This is a genomic window from Streptomyces sp. NPDC044571 (assembly GCF_040647115.1).
Taxonomy (GTDB): Bacteria; Actinomycetota; Actinomycetes; order Streptomycetales; family Streptomycetaceae; genus Streptomyces.
On the sequence record NZ_JBEZBN010000011.1, the window covers coordinates 45,086 to 69,083 of the forward strand.

Annotated in this window: 21 protein-coding genes; 9 read left to right on the top strand and 12 right to left on the bottom strand. The window is 73.3% G+C overall.

The window, feature by feature from the left end:
* Nucleotides 1-16 precede the first annotated feature (16 nt).
* The 4 genes from AB0B01_RS08385 to AB0B01_RS08400 all read right to left on the bottom strand — a co-directional run bounded on the left by AB0B01_RS08385 (nt 17) and on the right by AB0B01_RS08400 (nt 3,525).
* On the bottom strand, nt 17-868 hold the full coding sequence (locus AB0B01_RS08385; protein WP_361714259.1) for a 1,4-dihydroxy-6-naphthoate synthase: 852 nt from the start codon (nt 866-868) through the stop codon (nt 17-19).
* Nucleotides 861-1,580: a futalosine hydrolase gene (locus tag AB0B01_RS08390; protein WP_361714262.1), complete on the bottom strand. Its 720-nt coding sequence runs from the start codon at nt 1,578-1,580 to the stop codon at nt 861-863. The genes AB0B01_RS08385 and AB0B01_RS08390 overlap by 8 nt, the downstream gene beginning before the upstream one ends.
* Nucleotides 1,581-1,591: 11 nt before the next feature.
* Nucleotides 1,592-2,077 carry a DUF2771 domain-containing protein gene (locus tag AB0B01_RS08395; protein WP_361714265.1) on the bottom strand — a complete coding sequence of 162 codons (486 nt, stop codon included), beginning with the start codon at nt 2,075-2,077 and terminating at the stop codon, nt 1,592-1,594.
* A gap of 77 nt (nt 2,078-2,154) precedes the next feature.
* A complete protein-coding gene (locus AB0B01_RS08400) occupies nt 2,155-3,525 on the bottom strand; it encodes an MFS transporter (RefSeq protein ID WP_361714268.1) in 1,371 nt (456 codons plus the stop codon).
* Nucleotides 3,526-3,908: 383 nt separating this feature from the next.
* On the opposite strand from AB0B01_RS08400, the gene AB0B01_RS08405 reads away from it, so the two are divergent.
* From AB0B01_RS08405 to thpR, 4 genes are all read left to right on the top strand, one after another.
* Nucleotides 3,909-4,817: a DUF3027 domain-containing protein gene (locus AB0B01_RS08405; protein ID WP_361714271.1), complete on the top strand. Its 909-nt coding sequence runs from the start codon at nt 3,909-3,911 to the stop codon at nt 4,815-4,817.
* 62 nt (nt 4,818-4,879) lie between these two features.
* A complete protein-coding gene (locus AB0B01_RS08410; RefSeq protein ID WP_361714274.1) occupies nt 4,880-5,098 on the top strand; it encodes a hypothetical protein in 219 nt (72 codons plus the stop codon).
* Between the two features lie 132 nt (nt 5,099-5,230).
* The gene (locus tag AB0B01_RS08415) at nt 5,231-6,730 is read left to right on the top strand and encodes an SPFH domain-containing protein (RefSeq protein ID WP_361714277.1); all 1,500 of its coding nucleotides are present in this window, start codon (nt 5,231-5,233) and stop codon (nt 6,728-6,730) included.
* A gap of 41 nt (nt 6,731-6,771) precedes the next feature.
* Complete coding sequence (gene thpR, locus AB0B01_RS08420) at nt 6,772-7,338, top strand: RNA 2',3'-cyclic phosphodiesterase (RefSeq protein ID WP_361714280.1); 567 nt, start codon at nt 6,772-6,774, stop codon at nt 7,336-7,338.
* Nucleotides 7,339-7,534: 196 nt separating this feature from the next.
* On the opposite strand, the gene AB0B01_RS08425 is transcribed toward thpR, so the two are convergent.
* Both AB0B01_RS08425 and AB0B01_RS08430 read right to left on the bottom strand, forming a co-directional pair.
* Nucleotides 7,535-8,524 (bottom strand): aldo/keto reductase, encoded by a 990-nt coding sequence (locus AB0B01_RS08425; RefSeq protein WP_361714283.1) that lies wholly within the window; start codon nt 8,522-8,524, stop codon nt 7,535-7,537.
* 67 nt (nt 8,525-8,591) lie between these two features.
* Complete coding sequence (locus tag AB0B01_RS08430; RefSeq protein WP_361714286.1) at nt 8,592-9,278, bottom strand: GDSL-type esterase/lipase family protein; 687 nt, start codon at nt 9,276-9,278, stop codon at nt 8,592-8,594.
* Nucleotides 9,279-9,354: 76 nt separating this feature from the next.
* Between AB0B01_RS08430 and AB0B01_RS08435 the strand changes: the two genes are divergently transcribed.
* The gene (locus tag AB0B01_RS08435) at nt 9,355-10,365 is read left to right on the top strand and encodes a WD40 repeat domain-containing protein (RefSeq protein ID WP_361714289.1); all 1,011 of its coding nucleotides are present in this window, start codon (nt 9,355-9,357) and stop codon (nt 10,363-10,365) included.
* 95 nt (nt 10,366-10,460) lie between these two features.
* Here the strand turns inward: AB0B01_RS08435 and AB0B01_RS08440 are convergent, their stop codons facing one another.
* Complete coding sequence (locus tag AB0B01_RS08440; protein WP_361714292.1) at nt 10,461-11,822, bottom strand: MFS transporter; 1,362 nt, start codon at nt 11,820-11,822, stop codon at nt 10,461-10,463.
* A gap of 26 nt (nt 11,823-11,848) precedes the next feature.
* Nucleotides 11,849-12,286: a MarR family transcriptional regulator gene (locus AB0B01_RS08445; protein ID WP_356850709.1), complete on the bottom strand. Its 438-nt coding sequence runs from the start codon at nt 12,284-12,286 to the stop codon at nt 11,849-11,851.
* Between the two features lie 129 nt (nt 12,287-12,415).
* Between AB0B01_RS08445 and AB0B01_RS08450 the strand changes: the two genes are divergently transcribed.
* Nucleotides 12,416-12,598: a ribbon-helix-helix protein, CopG family gene (locus AB0B01_RS08450; RefSeq protein WP_361714295.1), complete on the top strand. Its 183-nt coding sequence runs from the start codon at nt 12,416-12,418 to the stop codon at nt 12,596-12,598.
* A 9-nt stretch (nt 12,599-12,607) separates the two neighbouring features.
* On the opposite strand, the gene AB0B01_RS08455 is transcribed toward AB0B01_RS08450, so the two are convergent.
* A complete protein-coding gene (locus tag AB0B01_RS08455) occupies nt 12,608-14,062 on the bottom strand; it encodes an NCS2 family permease (RefSeq protein WP_361714470.1) in 1,455 nt (484 codons plus the stop codon).
* A gap of 163 nt (nt 14,063-14,225) precedes the next feature.
* Between AB0B01_RS08455 and AB0B01_RS08460 the strand changes: the two genes are divergently transcribed.
* Both AB0B01_RS08460 and AB0B01_RS08465 read left to right on the top strand, forming a co-directional pair.
* A complete protein-coding gene (locus AB0B01_RS08460; protein ID WP_361714298.1) occupies nt 14,226-14,585 on the top strand; it encodes a DUF2530 domain-containing protein in 360 nt (119 codons plus the stop codon).
* Nucleotides 14,586-14,699: 114 nt separating this feature from the next.
* Nucleotides 14,700-17,171, top strand: coding sequence for an HAD-IC family P-type ATPase (locus AB0B01_RS08465; RefSeq protein WP_361714301.1), 2,472 nt, complete (start codon nt 14,700-14,702; stop codon nt 17,169-17,171).
* A gap of 8 nt (nt 17,172-17,179) precedes the next feature.
* Here the strand turns inward: AB0B01_RS08465 and AB0B01_RS08470 are convergent, their stop codons facing one another.
* Complete coding sequence (locus AB0B01_RS08470; RefSeq protein ID WP_361714304.1) at nt 17,180-18,385, bottom strand: MFS transporter; 1,206 nt, start codon at nt 18,383-18,385, stop codon at nt 17,180-17,182.
* Between the two features lie 100 nt (nt 18,386-18,485).
* Here AB0B01_RS08470 and AB0B01_RS08475 point away from each other — a divergent pair, with 100 nt between their 5' ends.
* The gene (locus tag AB0B01_RS08475) at nt 18,486-19,487 is read left to right on the top strand and encodes a DUF5937 family protein (protein WP_361714306.1); all 1,002 of its coding nucleotides are present in this window, start codon (nt 18,486-18,488) and stop codon (nt 19,485-19,487) included.
* Nucleotides 19,488-19,510: 23 nt separating this feature from the next.
* Here AB0B01_RS08475 and AB0B01_RS08480 read toward each other — a convergent pair whose 3' ends face one another.
* Both AB0B01_RS08480 and serC read right to left on the bottom strand, forming a co-directional pair.
* The gene (locus AB0B01_RS08480) at nt 19,511-22,642 is read right to left on the bottom strand and encodes a molecular chaperone Hsp90 (protein WP_361714309.1); all 3,132 of its coding nucleotides are present in this window, start codon (nt 22,640-22,642) and stop codon (nt 19,511-19,513) included.
* Between the two features lie 190 nt (nt 22,643-22,832).
* Nucleotides 22,833-23,951: a phosphoserine transaminase gene (gene serC / locus AB0B01_RS08485; protein ID WP_361714312.1), complete on the bottom strand. Its 1,119-nt coding sequence runs from the start codon at nt 23,949-23,951 to the stop codon at nt 22,833-22,835.
* Nucleotides 23,952-23,998: the final 47 nt, after the last annotated feature.

Here is a 23,998-nt window from a genome sequence, read left to right on the forward strand (position 1 = left end):
GGCGGGGCACCGTTGTTCAGGCGTGCGGGAAGGCCAGGGCGTCCGGTTTGATGGCCGGGACCAGGCCCTCCGCCGCGGCCCGCGTCAACAGGCCGCGCACCGCCGCATACCCGTCGTCGCCGAGGTCGGCGGTGAACTCGTTGACGTAGAGCCCGATGTGCTGGTCGGCGACGGCCGGGTCCAGTTCCTGCGCGTGGGCGCGTACGTACGGGCGGGAGGCCTCCGGGTCGTCCCAGGCCATCCGGACCGAGGTGCGGGCGGCGGCGGCCAGCTCGCGGAGGGTCTCGGCGCCCAGCGAGCGCTTGGCGATGATCGCGCCGAGCGGGATCGGCAGGCCCGTGGTGGTCTCCCAGTGCTCGCCCATGTCGGCGAGGCAGTGCAGCCCGTAGTCCTGATAGGTGAACCGGGCCTCGTGGATGACCAGTCCGGCGTCCACCCGCCCGTCGCGCACCGCAGGCATGATCTCGTGGAACGGCAGCACGACGACCTTGCCGACCGGCTCGGGGAGCACGTCCGCCGCCCACAGCCGGAAGAGGAGGTAGGCGGTGGAGCGTTCGCTGGGGACCGCGACCGTCTTCCCGGTGAGGTCCGCGGACGGCTCGCGGGTGAGGACGAGCGGGCCGCAGCCGCGGCCCAGTGCGCCGCCGCAGGGCAGCAGCGCGTACTCGTCCAGGACCCAGGGCAGGACTGCGTACGACACCTTCAGCACGTCCAGCTCGCCGCGCTCGGCCATGCCGTTGGTGAGGTCGATGTCGGCGAAGGTGACGTCGAGGGCGGGCGCACCGGGGACGCGCCCGTGGGCCCAGGCGTCGAAGACGAAGGTGTCGTTCGGGCAGGGCGAGTAGGCGATCTTGAGTGTTTCACTCATGGCGTGCTCCCCAGGTGACGAGTACGGGCCCCAGCGCGCGGAAGCCCGCGGTGAGGGCCGCGAGCGCGTCCCCGATCCGCCAGGCGTCGCGGTCGCGGGGGCCGACGGCGTTGGACACGGCGCGGATCTCCAGGACCGGCAGCCCGTGCGCGGCGGCCGCCTCGGCGACGCCGAAGCCCTCCATGGCCTCCGCCCCGGCGAGCGGGTGGCGGGCGGCGAGCTCGGCGGTACTGGCGGCGGTGCCGGTGACGGTGGAGACGGTCAGTACGGGCGCGAGCAGCGCCCCGGTGGCCTCGGCGGCGCGGGCGGCGAGCTCGACGGGCGGCAGGTGCACGCTGTGCCCGAAGCCGAGTGCCTGGACGTCGAGGAAGCCGTCGGGGGTCTCGGCCCCGAGGTCGGCGGCGACGATCGCGTCGGCGACGACGAGGGAGCCGGGCGGGGCGGCGGGCTGGAAGCCGCCGCCGATGCCGGCCGAGACGACGAGGGAGTACTCGGCCAGGGCGAGTGCGGTGGCCGTGCCCGCGGCGGCGGCGGCCGGTCCGACGCCGGCGACGAGCACGTCGGCGGCGAGTCCGGGCAGATCGCGCCGGTGGACGGGATATCCGCCGGGCAGGGTGCGCGGCTCCGGCGTGGCCGGGTCCGGATGAGGGGTGAGACCTGCGGCGACGGAGTCTGCCTCCGCCGCCACCGCGGTCACGATGAGCGCGCGCACCGGCTGCGTGACTACTTGAGCTTGATGTTGAAGGCCCAGACGGCGAGGGGCTTGCCGTCTTCGGCGACCTGGACGATGTTCAGCTTCTTGGAGGCCGGGGCCTCGCCCTGGCCGCCGGTGGCGAAGAGGTCGGCGCCGGGGAAGCTGCGGTAGGTGTTGGAGGAGGGCTCGGTGATCGGCTGGCCGTCCAGGACCGCCTGCCAGCGCTTGCCGTCCTCGACGACGTCGGGCTCGACGCCGAGGCGCAGGGTGTCCCCGCGCCCGTACTTGAGCGTCTTGGCGTCCTTCAGATCGGTGAGGCACTCCTGGACCTTGTCCATGGAGAGCTCCTTGTTGTCGTGGCAGGCGGCCTCGCTGGAAACCGACGTGCTGCCGACCGTCACGGTCGCCAGCGGCGTCGGCTTGTCGCAGGCGGAGAGAAGGAGGAGGCCGGCGGACACGGCTCCGAGGGCCGCGACGCTGCGGCGGCCCTTACCCGAGAAAAGGCGTGCGGTCATGAGCCGAAGGCTATCGGGCCGCTTGCCTGCGCCGCAGCACGGGGTCCCGCCGACCTGCGGCGCGCCGCAGGGACGGGCTACGCCACCCGGGGGCGGGGGGAGCCCGGGTGGTGGCGTGGGGAGGCGAGCAGGCCCCGCAGCGCCATGGTCGTGCCCGCCGCGACCACGGCCGCGGCGACGGCCATGCCCAGGGCCCCGTTCAGCGGCAGCGCGATGCCGATCGCACCGCCCAGCACCCACGCCACCTGGAGCAGCGTTTCGGAGCGGGCGAACGCCGAGGTCCGCACCGCCTCCGGCACGTCCCGCTGGATCATCGCGTCCAGGGAGAGCTTCGCCAGCGCCTGGCAGAAGCCCGCGGTGGCGCCCAGTACGGCCATGAACAGCCCGCTGAAGAAGACCGCCGCCAGGATCGCCACGCCGAGGGTCAGGGCGAGGACGGACGCGATGATGCCCTCGGGGGCCCTGGCCCGCAGCCACGCCCCCACCGCCGTCCCGCCCGCGTTGCCCACGCCCGCCGCGACGCCGACGATGCCGAGCGACACCGCCGCGCTCTGCCCGGCCAGCGGGTGCTCGCGCAGCAGGAACGCCAGGAAGAAGATCAGGAAGCCGGACAGGACGCGCATCGACGCGTTGGCCAGCAGACCGCAGAGCACCGACCGGCTCACCGTGCGCAGCCCCGGCTTGCGCGAGCGCGCCTCGTGCGTGGACAGCCGGGCCCGCCGCTCGCCCTTCGCCTCGTCCACCTTGTGCGGGAGCGTGGCCGCCGCCACCGTGCCCCACAGGAAGATCGCGCATGCCCCGTACAGCGGCCACGGCGGCCCGATGGTGTGCAGGCCCGCCGCGACGGGCGCCGCCGCGCCCGTGGCCAGCAGGCCCGCCAGCGTGACCCGGGAGTTCGCCTTGACGAGTGAGAACCGCGGGGGGAGGAGGCGGGGGACCACCGCGCTGCGGACCACCCCGTACGCCTTGGACGCGACCAGCACCCCCAGCGCCGCCGGGTACAGCTCCAGTCCGCCCGTGGCCACCGCGCCCGACATCATCACCGCGAGCAGGGCCCGCGTCAGCATCGCGCCCGCCATCGCGGCCCGCCGCCCGTGCGGCAGCCGGTCCAGCAGCGGGCCGATCACCGGGGCCAGCAGGGTGAAGGGGGCCATGGTGATGGCCAGGTACAGGGCGACGCGGCCGCGTGCCTCGTCCGTGGGTACCGAGAAGAACACCGTCGACGCCAGCGCCACCGTGATCATCACATCGCCGGCGCCGTTGATGGCGTGCAGCTCGATCAGCTTGCCGAGGCCCGATTCACCGGCCCCGTGCGCATGGGTGGCCCGCCTGATCCCGCGCGCCGTCCCGGTGATCGGGAAGTGCAGGGCACGCCCCAGGGCCCGGACGGCCCGCCTGGCCGGTCCCGAGCCGTCACGGGACGACCGTACGGGTGCCACACTCGACATAGTGCCCCACGGACACGTCCGGGTCCCGTCCCCGTCCCATCCCGGGCGCGTTCCGTCCCGGTCCCGTCCCGGCGCGTCCCGCCCCGGTCGGGTCGCCGCCGGGGCGCGGGGTTGTCCGCGAATCGGACCTTGCATGTGGGCCCAGGGCGTCGAAGGAGGTAGCGTGCGTAGCGCGCCACCGGCGGTTGCTCTTGGCCGCGCGCCTCTTCGCCATCCCGCAGAATGGATAGCAGGTAGGTGCGCCCGAGGCCGATCGGGTGCGGACGTCGACGCGGCCCTCTGGTCCGCTCCGCCCGCGCCACGTACGGACAGGACCGACGGGTCGTTCAGGACGACAGTACGGACGGCGCACTCGTGAGACGGCGTAGGAGAGAACGAGACCTGTGAGTGCTGCGACGACGCGAAGCCGTACCCCCGACCGCCTGTGCGCCGAGGCGGTAGACCTCGCCCGTGCGGCGGCAGAGGAAGCCGCCGCGCCCGGTGTAGTGGGCGAGCACGTCTCCGCCGTCGCCGAGGGCGACCGGGTCGTCACGCACTTCTTCGAGTGCAAGGACCCCGCCTACCGGGGATGGCGCTGGGCCGTCACCGTGGCGCGCGCCTCCCGCGCCAAGAACGTCACCCTCGACGAAACGGTGCTCCTTCCCGGCTCCGACGCGCTCCTCGCCCCCGAGTGGGTGCCGTGGAGCGAACGGCTGCGCCCCGGGGACCTCGGCCCCGGCGACCTGCTGCCCACCGACGCCGACGATCTGCGCCTGGAGCCGGGCTGGACGGGTGAGGACGCGCCGCCGCCGAACTCGGTCGTCTCCACCGAGATGGCCGAACTGGTGGAGGCGGAGGACGCCGACGTCACCGACCGCACCGTCGTGCCCGCCCGCGGCACCATCGCCTCCGTCGCCGAGGAGCTCGGCATGCGGCGCGCCCGGGTCCTGTCCCGGTACGGGCTGCACACCGCCGCCGACCGCTGGGACGAGTCCTTCGGCGCCAAGACCCCGATGGCCCAGGCCGCGCCCGCTTCCTGCGTGAGCTGCGGCTTCCTGGTGGCGATCGGCGGCTCCCTGGGCCAGGCCTTCGGTGTCTGCGCGAACGAGTTCAGCCCGGCCGACGGCCGGCTCGTCTCCCTGTCGTACGGCTGCGGCGGCCACTCGGAGGCCGCGGTCATGCCGAAGCCGCTGCGGCCCGCGCCGCCGGTCCTCGACTCGATGGCCACGGACGAGTTCTCGCTGCGCCCGACGCCCGACACGGGCTCGGTCCCCTCGGCCGACCTCCCGTCCGCGGACCTCGGCCACTCCTGATCCCGCACGGTCGATCCCGCACGGCCGGTCCCTCCCCCGGCGCGGCGGCGTACGCTCGCCGCATGGGGGAGAGCGGCATGGTGGGGCTGGACGGCCGGGTGACCGGGACGGTGGGGCCGGGGCTCGTCGGCGAGGTGATCGTACGCATCCGGGGCGGCGCGGAGCACTTCCTCGCGTATCCGGCGCCGGGGACGGGCCGGCTGCCGGTCGGGACGGTGGTGACGGTGGTCGAACACCTGCCGCCGCGCACGGTGTACGTGATGGCGGCGTACGACGACTGAGCCGGGCCCCGCACGGCCCTGCGACGTGTACGTATCAAGATGGCGACAAGAATTCCCTGACGTCTTCTTCACGCGCCCGGGCAGGCGCAAAATCGCCCCGTCGGTGTCGAACGGCACCGCGATAAGGGGGCGTTGCCGATGTCTGTCGGCGTCGTGGCGGGAATCGTTCTCGCCGCAGTTCTTGCCTTGATCGGCCTGTTCAAGCTCATGTGGCGGGTGGCCGAACCGAACGAGGCACTGGTCATCTCCGGTTCCACGCACAAGACCGAAGGCCTCGGCGAGGGCATGGGGTTCCGGATCGTCACCGGGCGCGGGACCCTCGTACTGCCCGGGGTGCAGGCGGTGCGGAAGCTGTCGCTGGACCTCAACGAGACCCAGCTGAACGTGGATTGCGTCACCCACCAGGGCATCCCGCTGAGGGTGAAGGGCGTGGTCATCTTCAAGATCGGCGACGACCTGGTGTCGATCGCCAATGCCGCACGCCGCTTCCTGGACCAGCAGAAGATGATGCCGGAGCGGGTGCACATCGTCTTCGCCGGCCATCTGCGGTCCATCGTGGGCGGGTTGACGGTCGAGGACATGATCCGCGACCGGGAGAAGCTGACCGGGCAGACCCGGGCGGCCTGCGGTACGGAGATGGAGAAGCTCGGCCTGATCGTCGACTCGTTGCAGATCCACGAGATCGAGGACCCGACCGGCTACATCAAGAACCTGGCGATGCCGCACGCCGCGGCCGTCCAGCGGGACGCGCGCATCGCGCAGGCCGAGGCGAACCGATTGGCCACCGAGGCCGAGCAGACCGCCTTCGCCCGGATGGCGGAGGCCACCCGGGACAGCGAGATCCTCCAGGCCGGCTACCAGGCCGAACGGGACAAGGCCGCGGCGACCGCCCGGCAGGCCGGACCGCTGTCCGAGGCGGCGGCGCGGCAGGAGGTCGTCGTCCAGGAGACGCGGGTCGCGGAACTGGAGGCGCACCGGCGCGAGCAGCAGCTCCAGGCGGACGTACGCAAGCCCGCCGACGCGGCGGCGTACGAGACCCGGACCCGGGCCGAGGCCGAACGCGACGCCCGGATCTCCGCGGCGCAGGCCAAGGCGAAGGAGACGGAGCTCGCGGCGGCGGCCGAGGCGACCCGGGTGACGACGGCGGCGACCGCGGACGCCGCGGCGACGGAGGCCCGCGGGCTCGCCGCCGCGAAGGCGACCCGGGCCACCGGCGAGGCCGAGGCGGCGGCGACGCAGGCCAAGGGGCTCGCGATGGCGGCCTCCGCGAAGGCGAAGGGCCTGGCCGAGGCCGAGGCGATCAAGGCGCGGGCCGCGGCCCTGGCGGAGAACCAGGAAGCGGTGGTCGCGCAGCAGCTCGCCGAGAACTGGCCGGCGATCGTGGAGGCGGGCGCGGGCGCCTTCGGAAACGTGGAGCACATGGTGCTGCTGAACGGCGCCGAGGGCATGTCGGAGATGTTCGCGAAGGCGCTGACGATGGGCGGCACGGGCCTCGGCCTGGCCCGCCAACTGCTGGCGTCGATGTCCCGGCCCGACGCCGCGCCGCCCCGGCCCGCAGCTGCGCCCGGCGCTTCCGTGAACGGCACGAAGCCGTCCCCGCCGCCGCAGCAGATCCCGATCGCGGAGGCGTGACCGCCGGGCCCCGGCTCCCGGGGACGGCTAGGCTCCGCGGCATGAGGCTGTTTGCCGCGGTGCTGCCGCCCCCGGAGGCGCTGGACGAGCTGCGCAGGGCCGTGGAGGCCGTGCGGGGCCGGGCCGGCCGGGACGACCGGATCCGCTGGACCGCTGAAGCGGGCCGGCACTTCACGCTCGCCTTCATGGGCGAGGTGGGCGACCCGGTCCTGCCGGACCTCCGGGCCCGGCTCGCCCGGGCCGCCGAGCGGACCGACCCGTTCCCGCTGCGCCTGCACGGCTGCGGACACTTCGGCGACCGGGCCCTGTGGATCGGCGCCGCCGGCGGCATCGACACGATGCGGATGCTCGCCGAGCGGGCCGACGCCGCCGCCCGCCGGGCCGGGGTGCCGATGGAGCAGCACCGCCGGTACACCGCCCACCTCACCCTGGGCCGCAGCCACGGCGGCGCCGACCTGCGCCCGTACCTGGACGCCCTGAAGGGCTTCGAGGGCAGTCCCTGGCAGGTCGGCGAACTGAGCCTGGTCCGCAGCAACCTGCCGACCAGCGGGATCCCCGGCGAGCAGCCCCGCTACGAGGTCGTCGCCGCCTGGCCGCTCGGCCGCTGACCGCGAGCCGCCGGCCACAGGTTAGGCTCGACGGGTGGATCCCAAGACCCGAAACCGTGTGATGGCCGGTGTGCTCGTGCTGATGTTCGTCGTGGTGGCCGTGGCGGCCGCCGTCGGCCAGTAGCCGACCCGCCGCAGCCGCCGTACTGGCGACAGCCGCCGTAGCCGCCGTCCCAGCCCGCGGCCCGGCCACCGGCTACCAGGCGAACGCCTCCGGCGCCGGCCCCGGCCCCGGGAATACCCCGTCGAGGCCCGTCAGCACCTCCTGCGAGAGCTCCAGCTCGACCGCCCGCAGTGCGGAGGCGAGCTGCTCCGCCGTACGCGGCCCCACGATCGGCCCGGTGACCCCCGGCCGGCTCAGCAGCCAGGCCAGCGCCGTCTCGCCCGGGTCCAGGCCGTGCTTGTCGAGCAGGTCCTCGTAGGCCTGCACCTGCGCCCGTACCTCGCTGTTGGCCAGCGCGTCCGCCGAGCGGCCGGAGGCCCGGCGCCCGCCCTCGACCTCCTTCTTGATGACGCCGCCGAGCAGCCCGCCGTGCAGCGGGGACCACGGGATGACGCCGAGCCCGTACTCCTGGGCGGCCGGGATGACCTCCATCTCGGCGCGCCGCTCGGCCAGGTTGTAGAGGCACTGCTCGCTGACCAGCCCGAGGGAGCCGCGCCGGGCGGCCGTCTCGTTGGCCTGGGCGATCTTGTACCCGGGGAAGTTCGACGATCCGGCGTACAGCACCTTCCCCTGCTGGACCAGCACGTCGACGGCCTGCCAGACCTCCTCGAAGGGGGTGTTCCGGTCCACGTGGTGGAACTGGTACAGGTCGATGTAGTCGGTGTTCAGGCGCTTGAGGCTGGCTTCGACGGCCCGCCGGATGTTCAGCGCCGACAGGCGGTCGTAGTTGGGCCAGGACTCCCCTTCGGGGGCCATGCCGCCGTAGACCTTGGTGGCGAGGACCGTCTTGTCCCGGCGGCGGCCGCCCTGGGCGAACCAGGTGCCGATGATCTCCTCGGTCCGGCCCTTGTTCTCACCCCAGCCGTAGACATTGGCGGTGTCGAAGAAGTTGATGCCGGCGTCCAGGGCCGCGTCCATGATGGCGTGGCCCTCGGGCTCTCCCGTGAGGGGCCCGAAGTTCATGGTGCCGAGTACGAGTCGGCTGACCTTGAGACCGGTGCGTCCGAGCTGTGTGTACTTCATGGGGCACTAGCCAACTGCCTGGAGTGCACTCCAGGCAAGGCCCCCCGGTGAAGGCGGTGTTACGTGTCTACGGCGCCGGGCGGTAGGGGGCGCCGATGCCCCAGGCCTGGTGCAGGACCGCCGCGAACTCGCCCGCCAGCCGGTGCTCGCCGGAGGCGTTGGGGTGGGTGCCGTCGTAGGTGTCGTGGTGGATCTCGTACGACTGCGGCCGCGCGCCCAGCAGGATCGGGGAGGCGGGCGTGGACAGGTCGGCGACCGCCTTCGCGAGGAGCTCGTTGAACCGCGCGACCTCGGCGGCGAACGGCGCGTCGGACTCGGCCCGGACGTTGGGTATGACCGGGAGCAGCACCATCCGGATGCCCGGACGGGCAGCGCGGGCCTCCGCGATGAAGCGGCGGGCGTTGGCGGCGGTCTCGGTGGCCGCGGTGTAGAAGCCGAGGTCGATCAGCCCGAGGGAGACGAGCAGGACGTCGGCCTTCCCGGAGCGGCACGCGGGCCCGATGAGCGGAGCCATGTGCTGCCAGCCCTCGCCCCAGCCGGCCAGGTGGCGGCGGGCGTGCTCGGGGAAGGCGGGATCGGCGTACTCGTGGCTGGTGGGCGCGCCCGCGAAGGTGTCGTAGACCTCGCTGCGCGGGCCGACGATCTTGTAGGGGCCGCCGAAGGTGGCATTGAGGTGCTGCCACATCCGGTAGCGCCAGGTGTAGTCGCCGGCGCGTCCGATGGTCATGGAGTCGCCGACGAACATGAAACGCATCCGGTCATCATCGCGGATCGTGCGGCATGAGCCCCTGTGATGCCGGACACGCACGGGGGGCTGGCAGGCTTGGGGCATGCGCCTGTTGCCGTCGACCGTTGCCGTGTGTGCCGCCACCGTCCTTGCCGTGCTGCCGGGTTCGGCGGTGGCGGCGCAGTCCCCGGGGGCGGGGGCCACCGGTTTCACGATCACCGATCCGCGGATCAGGGAGTCGAGCGGGCTGGCGGCCAGCCGGATCCACCCGGGCGTGTACTGGACGCACAACGACAGCGACGACGGCCCGTACGTGTACGCCGTGGACGCGGCGACCGGCAAGACGGTGGCCCGCGTGACGCTGACCGGGATCGGGACACCGCGCGACGTCGAGGCGATCTCGCTCGGGCCGGACGGGCAGTTGTACGTCGGCGACATCGGCGACAACCTGAACGGCAGCTGGGACCACGTGTGGATCTACCGCTTCCCGGAGCCGATGCAGCTCGCCGATGCCACCGTCAAGGCGGAGCAGTTCACCGTGCGCTACGCGGACGGGCCGCGCAACGCGGAGGCGTTGATGGTGCATCCGGTCACCGGGCGGGTCTACATCGCGAGCAAGAGCGAGGACAAGGGCGGCCTGTACGAGGGTCCGGAGCAGCTGTCCGCGTCGGGGGCGAACGTGTTCCGGCGGGTGGCGGACGTCCCCTGGGTGACGGACGGGGCGTTCTCCCCGGACGGCGGGCGCCTCGCGCTGCGCGGGTACTTCTGGGCGCGCACCTATCCGTGGAAGGACGGGCGGCCGCAGGGCGAGGGGGAGCGGGTCGACGCGCCCTGGCAGGGGCAGGCGGAGTCGGTGACGTACGCGGCGGACGGGTCGGCGCTGCTGTTCGGGTCGGAGGGGGAGGGCAGCCGGGTGGTGGCGGTCCCGGTGAAGCCGCCCGCCGCCGCCGGCGGCCCTTCGGCCGGCCCGTCGGCCGGGGCCACCGCCGCTCCGGGGGGCCAGGGCGGGAGCCTTCCCCAGGGCGGGAGCTTCCCCAAGGGCGCGGCGGTGCTCGTGGTGGGGACGGTGCTGGTGCTGGCCGGGAAGCGGCTGCTGTCCCGCCGCCGTCGTTGACCGGGGCCCGGCGCCGTTGAGGGGCGGGCCGCCTCTTTGACCAGGCCCCACCGGGCCCACCGGGCCGGGCCCGAGGGACCGGCCCGGTGCGGCGGTCAGGCCGCCGTCGTCAGGGTCTGGCGGGACGGGACGAAGGCCACCCCGCGGCGGCTCACGCTCAGGCGGAGATTGCCCACCCGGGACAGGATCACCGCGATCACCGCGGCGGCGGCCAGCGAGACCGCCCCGCCCGCCGCCATGCCGATCCGCGCCCCGTACGTGTCCGTGACCCAGCCGACCAGCGGTGCGCCGATCGGGGTGCCGCCCGTGAACACCATCATGAACAGGGCCATCACCCGGCCCCGCATCTCGGGATCGGTGGCCATCTGGACGCTGGAGTTCGCCGTGACGTTGACCGTCAGGCCGAAGATCCCGATCGGCACCAGCAGCGCCGCGAACAGCGAGAACCCCGGCGCGAACGCCGTCACCAGCAGCAGCGCCGAGAAGACCAGCGCCGCCGCCACCAGCAGGCGCAGCCGCGAGTGGCCGCGCCGGGCGGCCAGCAGGGCGCCGGCCAGGGAGCCCGCCGCGATCAGCGTGTTGAAGAGGCCGTACGTGCCCGCATCCCCGTGGAACACGTCCTCCACGAAGGCCGACAGCCAGATCGGGAAGTTGAACCCGAAGGTCCCGATGAAGCCGACCAGCACGATCGGCCAGATCAGCTCGGGCCGCCCCGCGACGTACCGCAGGCCCTCCCGCAGCTGTCCCTTGGCCCGCGGCTGCGGCTGCACCGGGTGCAGTTCGTTCGTACGCATCAGCAGCAGGCCGGCGAGGGGCGCCGCGAAGGACAGCCCGTTCAGCAGGAAGGCCCAGCCGGAGCCCACGGCGGTGATCAGCACACCGGCCAGCGCCGGGCCGACCAGCCGCGCGGACTGGAAGTTCGCCGAGTTCAGCGAGACCGCGTTGGCGAGCTGGGCGGGGCCGACCATCTCGGAGACGAACGTCTGACGCGCGGGGTTGTCCACGACGGTGACGAGGCCGAGCAGGAAGGCCGCCAGGTACACGTGCCAGACCTGGACGTGTCCGGCCAGGGTGAGCGCGGCGAGGGCGACGCCGGTCAGGCCCATCGCGCTCTGGGTGGCGAGCAGCAGCGGCCGCTTGGCGAGGCGGTCGGCGAGTACGCCTCCGTAGAGGCCGAAGAGCATCATCGGCAGGAACTGCAGCGCGATGGTGATGCCGACGGCGGAGGCCGAGCCGGTCAGGGACAGGACCAGCCAGTCCTGGGCGATGCGCTGCATCCAGGTGCCGGTGTTCGAGACGGCCTGTCCCATGGCGAAGAGCCGGTAGTTCCGGATCTTCAGCGAGCTGAACATCCCCCGGCTGCCGCCGGGAGGGGCTGCCGGGTTCCTGCCCGCGGAGCGAGTGGTAGAGGTGGATATGTGGCCGGGTGCGGAGTCTGCTCCGTTTCCCGTACTCAAAAGCGTTCGCCTCCTGGCGTCGTTCCTTACAAGTGCGCGAGCTTCTCCAGGACGGGCGCGGCCTCGCGCAGCTTGGCCCATTCGTCCTCGGTGAGCTCGGCCGCGAGCCCGGCCAGGAACGCGTTGCGCTTGCGGCGGCTCTCTTCGAGCATCGCTTCGGCCTCCGCGGTCTGGCTGACCACCTTCTGGCGGCGGTCGTCGGGGTGCGGCTCCAGCCGGACCAGGCCCTTGGCCTCCAGCAGTGCCACGATGCGCGTCATCGACGGCGGCTGGACGTGCTCGCGCCGGGCCAGCTCACCGGGGGTGGCCTGGCCGCAGCGGGCGAGGGTGCCGAGGACCGACATCTCGGTCGGGCTCAGCGATTCGTCGACGCGCTGGTGCTTGAGGCGTCGGCCCAGCCGCATGACGGCGGAGCGGAGGTCGTTCACGGCGGCAGCATCGTCGCCATGGGCAAGGTCGGGCATGTACTTAGAATAACTCATTACTCTCGCTAAGAAACACCGGTTTCCGCGTCACGCGGGCATCACTCATACGGGTGAGTCGGCCGCGGAAAGTGACACGCGTCCACGGCCCGTGCCACGACCCTTTCGGGCATGGGGACACATGTGCTGAGCATGCGCATAGACGGGGAGCTGCTCGAACGCCTCCGGACTCACGCCGCCAAACGCGGAATGAGCGTCCAGGACTACGTGGTCCGGACGCTCATTCGCGATGACTTCGACGAGCGCTTCAAGGCGGCCGTCGACGAGACGGAGAAGTTCTACGGGGTGACGTGATGCCGGGGCTCAGGTGAGGCCGAGCCCCGGCATGGCGTAGTAGAAGACGAACACGGCCGACACCACGTACATGGCCACCGGGACCTCCCGGCCGCGGCCGGTCGCCGCCCGCAGCACGCAGAAGCTGATGAAGCCGAGGCCGATGCCGTTGGTGATCGAGTAGGTGAACGGCATCATCACCATGGCCAGGAAGGCCGGGACGGCGATGGTGAAGTCGCCCCAGTCGATGTCCTTGACCGAGCCCGCCAGGATCAGGAAGCCGACCGCCACGAGGGCGGGCGTCGCGGCCTGGGAGGGAACCATGGTGGCGAGCGGCGTCAGGAAGAGCGCCACCCCGAAGAGGGCGCCGGTCACGACGTTCGCCAGGCCCGTGCGGGCGCCTTCGCCGACACCGGCCGTGGACTCCACGAAGCAGGTGGTGGCCGAGGAGGAGGTCGCGCCGCCGGAGGCGACGGCCAGGCCGTCGATCAGCAGGACCTTGTTGATGCCGGGGAAGTTGCCGTCCTTGTCGATGAGCTTGGCCTCGTCGCCGACGCCGAGGATCGTGCCCATCGCGTCGAAGAAGCAGGACAGCAGCACGGTGAAGACGAAGAGGATGCCGGTCAGCACCCCGACCTTGCCGAAGCCGCCGAACAGGCTGACCTGGCCGACGAGGCCGAAGTCGGGCGCTGCCACCGGGTTGCCCGGCCACTCGGGCACGGTCAGGCCCCAGCCCGAGTCGGGCAGCTCGGCGACCAGCTGGACGGCCACCGCGACGACGGTCATGGCGACGATGGAGATCAGGATCGCGCCGGGGGTCTTGCGGATCAACAGGGCGAGGGTCAGCAGCACGCCGACGACGAAGATCAGCACCGGCCAGCCGTGCAGGTGGCCGTCCGTGCCGAGCTGGAGCGGCACGGTGGTGTGGGCGGCGTCCGGGATGCGCGAGACGAAGCCGGAGTCGACCAGGCCGATCAGCATGATGAACAGGCCGATGCCGATGGCGATGCCCTTGCGCAGGCCCTGCGGGACCGCGTTCATGACCCGCTCGCGCAGGCCGGTGGCGACCAGCAGCATCACCACGAAGCCGGCGAGGACCACCATGCCCATGGCGTCGGGCCAGCTCATGCGCGGGGCGAGCTGGAGGGCGACGACCGTGTTGACGCCGAGGCCCGCGGCGAGCGCGATCGGGACGTTGCCGATGACGCCCATGAGCAGGGTGGTGAAGGCCGCGGTCAGGACGGTGGCGGTGACGAGCTGGCCGCCGTCGAGCTGGTGCCCGTACATGTCCTTCGCGCTGCCCAGGATGATCGGGTTGAGCACGATGATGTACGCCATCGCGAAGAAGGTGGCGAAACCGCCGCGCACCTCGCGGGCGACGGTGGAGCTGCGCTCGGAGATCTTGAAGTAGCGGTCGAGGCCGGAGGCGCCCCGGGGGGTGGGGGCGGGGGGAGTGTCCGCGGGGGCGGGGGCCGACGTGCTCATACGGTCCTCAACGCTCATTGGGGGGTTCCTACGAGGAAAATGGGCCAAGCCCAAACCGTTTCAGTATGAACACATGAGCGAAAGCCCGTCCATCTCCGCGCGTAGACAGCAGCGGCCGGGGGAGGCCGGGGGTGGGCGTCCACGGCCCGCCTAAACTGGGGGCATGGCGAAATGGACTGCGAAGCACGAGGCGCCGGAGCCCCTGGAGGGCCCGGTCGTCGCGACCGTCACCGGCGGCACGATCCTCTGGTTCGCCCTGTTCGTCGTCCAGCTCCCGTTCTACGGCTGGTTCGCCGACCGGGACCTGCTGTGGTGGGTGTGGTGCTGTGCGGCCGGCGGCTTCCTCGGGCTGATCGGCCTCTGGTACGTCCGCGGCCGGGACGCGGCGCTCAAGCGGCACGCCGCCGCGCTGGCCGCGCAGGACGAGGAAGCGTCGGGCCCGACGGCCCCGAAGCCCCACGCCGACCCGGCGGCCCCGGAGCCCCACGCCGACCCGGCGGCCCGGGAGCCCCACGCCGACTGACCGCCCGGCCGGACCGCCCGGCCCCCGACCACGGGACGATCCGGGTCATCCTGAGGTCGGACATTCGTCCATCTCGGCGGGTGAACGGGCGGAACCCCCTTTACCGTCGAAAGCATGACGCAGCGGGCAGGGATCGAACCGGGCGGTCCGGAGCCGGGCCGTGGCGCAGGCTCCGGCTCCGCCGCCATCGACGCGGGCGCGGAGCTGGACCCGGTGCACCCCGTCCGCCCGCCCGCCCCCCGGTTCAGGCCCGGCGGCCTGACCACCGCGGAAGTCGCCGAACGCCTCGCCCGCGGCGACGTCAACGACGTCCCCGTACGCTCGTCCCGCTCCACCGTGGACATCGTCCGCGCCAACGTCTTCACCCGCTTCAACGCGATCATCGGCGTGCTGTGGGTGGTCATGCTGTTCGTCGCGCCGCTCCAGGACAGCCTGTTCGGCTACGTGATCATCGCGAACACCGGCATCGGCATCATCCAGGAGATGCGCGCCAAGAAGACCCTGGACAGCCTCGCCGTCATCGGCGAGACCAAACCCAGCGTCCGCCGCGACGGCAGCACCGCCGAGATCTCCACCTCCGAGATCGTCCTCGACGACGTCATCGAACTCGGCCCCGGCGACAAGGTCGTCGTCGACGGGGTCGTCGGCGAGGCCGACGGCCTGGAGATCGACGAGTCGCTGCTCACCGGCGAGGCAGACCCCGTCCTGAAGAAGCCCGGCGACCCGGTCATGTCCGGCTCCTTCGTCGTCGCCGGCGGCGGAGCCCTCACCGCCACCAAGGTCGGCCGCGAGGCCTACGCCGCCCAGCTGGCCGAAGAGGCCACGCGCTTCACGCTCGTCCACTCCGAGCTGCGCTCCGGCATCTCCACCGTCCTCAAGTACGTCACCTGGATGATGATCCCGACCTCCGTCGGCCTCGTCATCAGCCAGCTGGTGGTGAAGGACTCCAACCTCAAGGACTCCCTCGCCCGCACCGTCGGCGGCATCGTCCCGATGATTCCCGAGGGGCTGGTGCTGCTCACCTCCGTCGCCTTCGCCATCGGCGTCATCCGGCTCGGCCGCAAGCAGTGCCTGGTCCAGGAGCTGCCCGCCATCGAAGGCCTCGCCCGCGTCGACGTCGTCTGCCTCGACAAGACCGGCACCCTCACCGAGGGCGGGATGGACGTCACGGAACTGCGCCCGCTCGGCGGCGCGGAGCCCCCGTACGTCAAGAAGGTGCTCGGGGCGCTCGGCGAGTCCGACCCGCGCCCCAACGCCAGCCTCCAGGCCATCATCGACGCCTACCCGGACAGCGCCGAGTGGCGCTGCACCGAGTCGCTGCCGTTCTCCTCGGCCCGCAAGTACAGCGGCGCCAGCTTCAGCGAGGGCGACGGCGAGAACTCCACCTGGCTGCTCGGCGCCCCCGACGTCCTCCTCCCGGCCGGCGACCCCGCCCTCGACGAGATCGACGACCTCAACGAGCAGGGCCTGCGCGTCCTTCTGCTCGCCCGGGCCTCCCGCGAACTCGACGACGCGTCCGTCGCCGCCGGGGCCCGGCCGACCGCCCTGATCGTCCTGGAACAGCGGCTGCGCCCCGACGCCGCCGACACGCTGCGCTACTTCGAGGACCAGAAGGTCCACGCGAAGGTCATCTCCGGCGACAACGCGGTCTCCGTCGGCGCGGTGGCCGGCAAGCTGGGCCTGCCGGGCGCCGAGAACACGGTCGATGCGCGCCGGCTTCCCCCCGAACCGCACGAGATGGCCGCCGTCCTCGACGAGAACGCCGTCTTCGGGCGGGTCACCCCGCAGCAGAAACGCGACATGGTCGGCGCCCTCCAGTCCAAGGGCCACACGGTGGCGATGACCGGCGACGGCGTCAACGACGTCCTCGCCCTCAAGGACGCCGACATCGGCGTCTCGATGGGCTCGGGCTCCGAGGCGACCCGGGCCGTCGCCCAGATCGTCCTCCTCAACAACAGCTTCTCCACCCTCCCGTCGGTGGTCGCCGAGGGCCGCCGGGTCATCGGCAACATCACGCGCGTGGCCACCCTCTTCCTGACGAAGACGGTCTACTCCGTGCTGCTGGCGATCCTGGTGGTGTGCTGGGGCGTGGACTACCCGTTCCTGCCGCGCCACCTGACCCTGCTGTCGACCCTGACGATCGGCGTCCCGGCCTTCTTCCTGGCGCTGGCCCCCAACAAGGAGCGGGCGCGGCCGCACTTCGTGCGCCGGGTGATGCGCTACGCGGTGCCCGGCGGGGCGATCGCGGCGGTGGCCACCTTCGTCACGTACCTGCTCGCCCGCCACCACTACACCGGAGCCGACGCCCTCAAGGCCGAGACGAGCGCCGCGACGCTCACCCTGTTCCTGGTCTCCACATGGATCCTGGCGATCATCGCCCGCCCGTACACGTGGTGGCGGATCGCCCTGGTCGGGGCGATGGGCGGGACGTTCCTGGTCGTCCTCGTCGTGCCGTGGCTCCAGGACTTCTTCCAGCTGAGGCTGGTGGGCACGCAGATGCCCTGGATCGCGGTGGCCGCCGCCGCCTCGGCGGCGGCCCTCATCGAGTTCGTCTTCCACTGGGTGGACCGCAGGTTCCCCGCCTGAGCCGTCTTCTACGCGGCGAGGGTCGTTGCGGCGAGGTCGTGCTCGGCCCGGGCGCGGATGCGGCCGCTCAGGGCGAGGGTCGCCGCCGCGCTGAGCAGGCCCGCGGCCAGGGCGCCCCACCACAGGGCCGCGGGGCCGATCCCCGCGTACACGGTGATGCCCAGGGTGAGCGCGCCGAAGCGGGCGAGGCCCCAGGTCCAGCTGAAGGCGCCCTGGTAGCGGCCCCGGGCGGAGGCCGGGGCGAGGGCGGCGACCGCCGAGGCCGCGATACCGGCCACGAGCACTTCGCCGAGCGACCAGACGACCACCGAGGCCGCGTATCCGGCGACGGAGTCCGCGAGGCCGGTCAGCGCCACCCCGACGGCGATCAGCGCACTGCCCGCCGCCTGGACCCGCAGCTGCGGCAGCCGGGCGAGGCGGCCCGTGACGAACGGCTGGAGCCCCACGACCAGGACCGCGTTGACCGCCGCCATCGCCCCGTAGACGGCGGGCGGCAGCCCGCTGTCGTGGACGGCGAGCGGCAGGGCGACCTCGGTCAGCGAGTACACGAACAGCTGGATGCCGAAGAGCGGCAGCAGCGCGAGGAGCAGCCGGTCGCGGAGGACCACCCCGTACCCCGGGCCCGACTCCCCGGGCGAGCCCGCCGCCGTGCGCCGCGGCTCCTGCAGCCGGGTCGCCACGATGCCCGCGTAGACCAGCAGGGTCGCGGCGTCCACCGCGAAGAGCAGCCAGTAGCCGTGCGCGGCGAGGAAGCCCCCGAGCACCCCGGCGACGGCCGTGCCGATGTTGACGCCCCAGCCGAACAGGGCGTACGCCCGCTGCCTGCGCTCCGCGTCCACCGCGTCGGCCATCAGCGCGTACGCGGCGGGGCCCACCGTCGCCGATGCCGTGCTCAGCAGCAGCGCGGCGGCGGCCATCGTCGCCACCCCCGGCGCGAGGAACAGCGCAGCCTGCGCCGCCGCGGCCCCCAGCAGCCCGATGAGCATGGTCGGGCGGCGGCCGATCCGGTCGGCGAGCAGCCCGCCGACCGCCGGGCCGAGCAGATTGCCCGCCCCCAGCGCGCCGAGGACGTACGAGGTCTGCGTCCCGGTGACCCCGCGGTCGGCCAGGAGGAACACGAGGAAGGGGGTGACCAGATGGCCGAGGCGGTTGACGATCGTGCCGGCGAAGACGGTCCAGACGGTGCGCGGGAGTCCGCGGAAGGAGGTGGGCATGCGAGGAGCCTGCGCCCCGGCCCGCCCCGCACCGTAGTGATTAAGCTCAGACCGAATCCAACGGGCCTCGCAGCCCGGGACAGGGAAGGGCGGGGACCCCGTGGACAGGGAATCGGGACTGAGCTTCTCGGCGACGGACCTGGCGCAGACCCGGTTCGCGGTCTCCCCGATGTGGGAGGTCGTCACCAGCTTCCGTCTGCTGGGCGACCCCGCCGAGCCGCTGCTGCACCGCCGTTGGGCCGGGCAGGTGCGGCCCCGGCTGCTGCGCGCGGGTCTGGACCGGGGCTGGCTGTCCGATCTGATCCCGGGCCGGGGGTACCTGGCCGACTTCCTCACCCCCACTCCGGCCGGGCCGTTCCCCGACGTTTCCGCCGAGCTGGCCGTCATCCGCCGCACCCCCGCCGACCTGGTACGCGCGGACCTGAAGACCCTGGAGGCCAAGGGGGGAGCCGGCCGGGCCCGTCTGCGGCAGCTCCACGAGGAGCCGGAGGCGGCGCTGGAGAAGGTGGCCGCGGAGATCGAGACGTACTGGGAGCTCGCGCTCGCTCCGTACTGGGCCCGTATCCGCCGGCTCCTGGAGGCCGACCTGTTCCACCGGGCCCGGCAGGTCGCCGAGCACGGCTCCGCGCACGTCCTGAACGAACTGCACGCCTCCGTACGGTGGGACGAGGGCACCCTGCGCCTGCTCCGCCGGCACTGCCACCCGACCCGGGAACAGGCGGGGCCGGGGCTGCTCCTGGTGCCCTCGGTCTTCGCCTGGCCGCGCGTGCTGACCCGGACGGTGGTGAGCGAGGCGCCGCAACTGGCGTATCCCGCCCGCGGGATCGGCACGCTGTGGGAGCCGCGCGCCGGCGGAGCCGCCGTCGAAGCCGTCGCGGCCGTCATCGGCCGCTCCCGTGCGCTGCTCCTGACCGAACTCGACACCCCGGCCTCGACCACCCAGCTCGCCCGGCAGTGCGGACTGTCGGCGGCCGGGGTGTCCCAGCACCTGACGGCGATGCGGAACGCGGGCCTGGTCACCGCGCACCGCAACGGCCGCTCCATGCTCTACGCGCGGACCGCGGTGGCCGACGCCCTGCTCACCCCGTCCGAGGCCCCGTAGGGTCCCGCCCACCCCCGGACGGGTCAGTCGAACCAGCGGTCGCGGGCCAGTTCGGCCGTGCGGGACGGGTCCTCCAGGAGGGCCGCGACCTCGAAGCGGCGCGGCCACTGCCTCGCCGACCAGGCCAGGCCCGCCGCCACGCCCTCCAGGGTGGAGGCGTGCAGCACACCGTCCCCGGTGAGCCGCCAGTCGAGTTCCACGCCGCCCGCGATCAGCTCCTCGTGCTCGACGTACGTCCGGGGCGTGGCCGGGCCGAGCAGGAGCAGGACCGAATCGGGGACCTCGTGCTCCTCACCCGGGGTGGTGACCTCCGCCGGGACCGAATCCGACAGGCGGCGCACCTGCAGCAGGTCCGCGAGGTCGGCCGCGCGGTCGGGGGCGACGGGCAGCAGCGGCAGCCCGGCGGTCAGCGGCAGCAGGTCGGGGGCGTCGGCGATCACCGCGTCGACCGCGTCCACCACCCGGATCCCGCCGTCCACCACCGCCCGCAGCTCGTCGGGCAGGGTGACCTGCTCGGGGTCCAGATCGGCCAGCGCCCCGTACAAGGCGTGCAGCTGGCGGTCGGTCACCTCCCGGTCCGGATCGGCCAGCCGGCCCAGCAGCTCGGCCGCGCCTCCGGGCTCGTCCAGCAGGGCGGCCACGGTGGTGCGTACGCCGAGCGCCCGCAGGACCTGCTCGTCCTCGAAGCCGGTGGCGTCCGCCGAGGTGTAGAGACCGGCCAGCAGCGGGTCGCCGCCCGCAGCCCGCAGGCCGGCCGGGCGGCGGCCGTCGAGCACGGGGTGGTCGCGCAGCCACCAGGCGGTGTACGGGCGCACCGACTGCGTGGTGCCGTCCGGCAGCAGGACCCGTACGGGCTGGGTCAGGGCGTCGCGCAGCGGGGGCTGGGCGAGCATGGCCAGGGCCTGCGGCCAGCAGTCGTCGTCGACCAGGTCGAGATCGCGTACGGCGACGATCTCGGTGGCGACCGGCGGCAGCGGGGTGTCCGGGAGCTGATCGAGCACGTCCTCGCACCACACGTCGACCGCGTCGAGCAGGCCGACGTCGTCCGGTTCGGCGAAGTCCCCTTCGCGGGGCTCCAGTTCGTCCGGGTCGAGGACCACGTCGGTGGCGCGGACCAGTTGGAAGGAGGCCAGCACCCCGCAGGCCGTCAACGGCTGGTCGCCCCACCGCTCGGCCAACTCCGCGTCCACGTAAGGGACCTCGTCCTCGCGGATCACGGCGGCCAGCGGGGAGCCGGGCAGCAGCAGCTCGCCCGCCGGCGTGAGCCCGCCGTCCTCGTCGGGGAGGGCCAGCGCCCCCAGCCACGGCTCGTCGCCCGGGGCGAGATCGGCGTCGCGGACCAGCCCGAGCACCACCTCGGCCAGCTCGTCGGGATCCAGTGCGTCCTCGTCCCAGATCTCCCCGGCGTCCAGGGATGCGGCGACGGCGGCCCTGACCTGCGGGGTCGTCAGCACCGCGCGCGGGGTCGCCGGGAGCGCGCCCAGCTTCTCCAGCAGCGGGTGCGCCGCGTCCGGGTGCGCCACCTTCAGGCCGAGCCGGGCCAGGTCCGCCGGGGTGTCCGCGTCGGGCAGCAGCACGTGCCGCGGACCGATCGTGGTCCGGCCGTCGGCCAGCGGCACCGGCAGCCCGGAGAGCCGGTCCGGGTCCACCCCGGCCAGGGAGTCGTAGAGCCGGTGCCACCACTCGGGGGTGCGCTCGATGCCCGCGATCCGCTCGATGGCGTCGCCCAGCGGGAGCCGGCCCACGCCGAGCGCGCGCAGCTCGGCGCGGCGCTCCAGCCCGGCGGGCAGCAGGGTCGGCAGCACCTCGGCCAGGACGCGTACGGTGTCGGTGCCCGCGCCCTCGACGACCTCGGCCTCGAAGGGGCGCAGGGCGGTGCGTTCCTCGGCGTGCTCGGCGGGGGCCGCCGGTTCGAGGAAGGCGGTGCGCGGCAGCCGCCGGAGGATGGCCGCGCGCAGGGCCCCGTCCAGCGGGCCCTTGCCGAGCGGCCCGGGTACGAGGTCGACGAGCGCGGTGGTCACCGGGTCCCAGGAACCCAGCAGTTCGGCGTACGCGTCGGCCGCGCGCTCCACCAGGAAGTCGGTCAGCGGCCCCGGCGCGGGGTGGCGGCGGGCGGTGTCCAGCGGCAGCGTCGCGATGAGCAGCGCGGGGATGCCGAGGGGCTCGTCGGTCGGCGTCGGCGCGTGCACCACGGGCGCGGTGGCCGGGTGGCGGGGCTCGCCCTCGGCGTCGACGGGCACGGCCCAGGACACCGTCCAGACGGGCCGCAGCCGCTCCTCCACCGGCCGGTCGGCGAGCAGCGCCCGCTCGATGGGGCCGCTGTGGCGGACGGTGCGCCAGCGGCGGGTGCCGCCGGCGGAGTCCTCGACGACGGTGTACGCGCCCTCGGTGCGGCGGTGGAGCGTACGGGTGCCGTCGGCCGGGGTCTCGACGACGATCTCGTGCAGGCCGGGCAGGGTCAGCAGCAGGGCGTCGTCGATGCCGTCGAGGAGGCGCTGCACCAGGTCCTCGGCGGCGGCGTCGCGCAGCGGGAGGACGACGACGGTGTCGTAGCCCTCGGGCGCGCTGCCCTCGGCGGGCAGCGGCAGCCGCAGCAGCGGCACGTGGCCGTCGCGGCGGCGCAGTTCGTCACCGAGTCCGGGGCTGCCGTTGGCGGCCTCCCGGGCCAGTTCCCGGGCCTCGGCCAGGGACCAGCGGACCCCGCCGTGTCGACCCAGTACGGCGGGCTCGTCGGAGACCGCCAGCACGGCCGCGAAGCCGACGCCGAAGCGGCCCACGGTGTCCGCGGCGCCACCCGGGCCGGAGGGCTCCCGCTTGGCGGACGCCCGCAGGGTGCTCAGCGACTCCACGCCCGCCGCGTCCAGCGGGGCACCGGTGTTGGCGACGGCCAGCACCGCATGCCCGACCTCGCCGGAGTGCAGGGTCAGCCGGAGCCGGCCGGGCACCTCGGCCCGGGCGGCGGCGTCTGCGGCGTTCTGCGCCAGCTCCACGACGAGCCGGTCGCGGTAGCCGCCGAGGGCCAGGTCCTCCTCGGCGTTGGCGTCCTCCCGGAACCGGGCCGGGCCCGCGCCCCACGCGTCGAGCACCCCGCGCCGCAACCGGGCCGTGCCGAAGGGGTCCGCGCCGCCCTGGGCCGCCGTCACTCGCACGCTCACGCCGCTGCCTCCAAGCTGTACTGCATTCACCGAATGCCGAGGTCTTGACCGTATCGCGTGCGGTCCGGGAACGACGGAGCCCCCGGTGACCGAGGTCGCCGGGGGCTGCGTACGCGGGTCCCGACCGGTCAGGGCCTTCCGGTCAGGGCCTTCCGGTCAGGGGCTCCGCCGGGGTTTCAGGACTTCCCGGTCAGAGCTTCTCGATCACGTGGTCGATGCAGGCGGTCAGCGCCTGCACGTCCGCCGGGTCGATCGCCGGGAACATCGCGATCCGCAGCTGGTTGCGGCCGAGCTTGCGGTAGGGCTCCGTGTCCACGATGCCGTTCGCGCGCAGCACCTTGGCCACGGCCGCCGCGTCGATGTCGTCCGAGAAGTCGATCGTGCCGATGACGGCGGAGCGCTTGTCGGCGTCCACGACGAAGGGGGTCGCGTACTTCGACGCCTCCGCCCAGCCGTACAGGTTCCGCGCACTGGCCGCCGTACGGGCCGTCGCCCAGTCCAGACCGCCCTGGCCGTTGATCCACTCCAGCTGCTCGTTCAGCAGGAAGAGGGTGGACAGCGAGGGGGTGTTGTAGGTCTGGTTCTTCAGCGAGTTGTCGATCGCCGTCGGCAGCGAGAAGAACTCCGGGACGTGCCGGCCGGACGCGTGGACGCGTGCGGCACGCTCCAGGGCGGCCGGGGAGAACGCCGCCAGCCACAGACCGCCCTCGGAGGCGAAGGACTTCTGCGGGGCGAAGTAGTAGACGTCGGTCTCGGTGATGTCCACCGGCAGACCGCCGGCGCCCGAGGTGGCGTCCACCAGGACGAGGGAACCGGCGTCGGCGCCCGCGACCCGCTTGATGGGGGCCGCGACACCCGTCGAGGTCTCGTTGTGGGTGTACGCGTACACGTCCACGCCCGCCTCGGCGACCGGCTCGGGGTGCGTGCCCGGCCCGGAGGAGATCACGGACGGCTCCTCCAGCCACGGCGCGAGCTTCGCGGCCTTGGCGAACTTGGAGGAGAACTCGCCGAAGGTGAGGTGCTGGGACTTCCGCTCGATGAGCCCGGCGGTCGCGATGTCCCAGAAGGCGGTGGAACCGCCGTTGCCCAGGATCACCTCGTATCCCTCGGGCAGCGAGAAGAGGTCCCGGATGCCCTGGCGTACCGAGCCGACCAGGTTCTTGACCGGGGCCTGGCGGTGCGAGGTTCCGAGCAGGGAGGTACCGGTGGCGGCGAGGGCGTCCAGCGCCTCGGTCCGCACCTTGGAGGGGCCCGCGCCGAAGCGTCCGTCGGCGGGCTTGATGTCAGCGGGAATCTGGATCTCAGCCACGAGCGGAGCGTATCCGGTCCAGGTCCGCGGCCCGGAGGCGCGTCCAC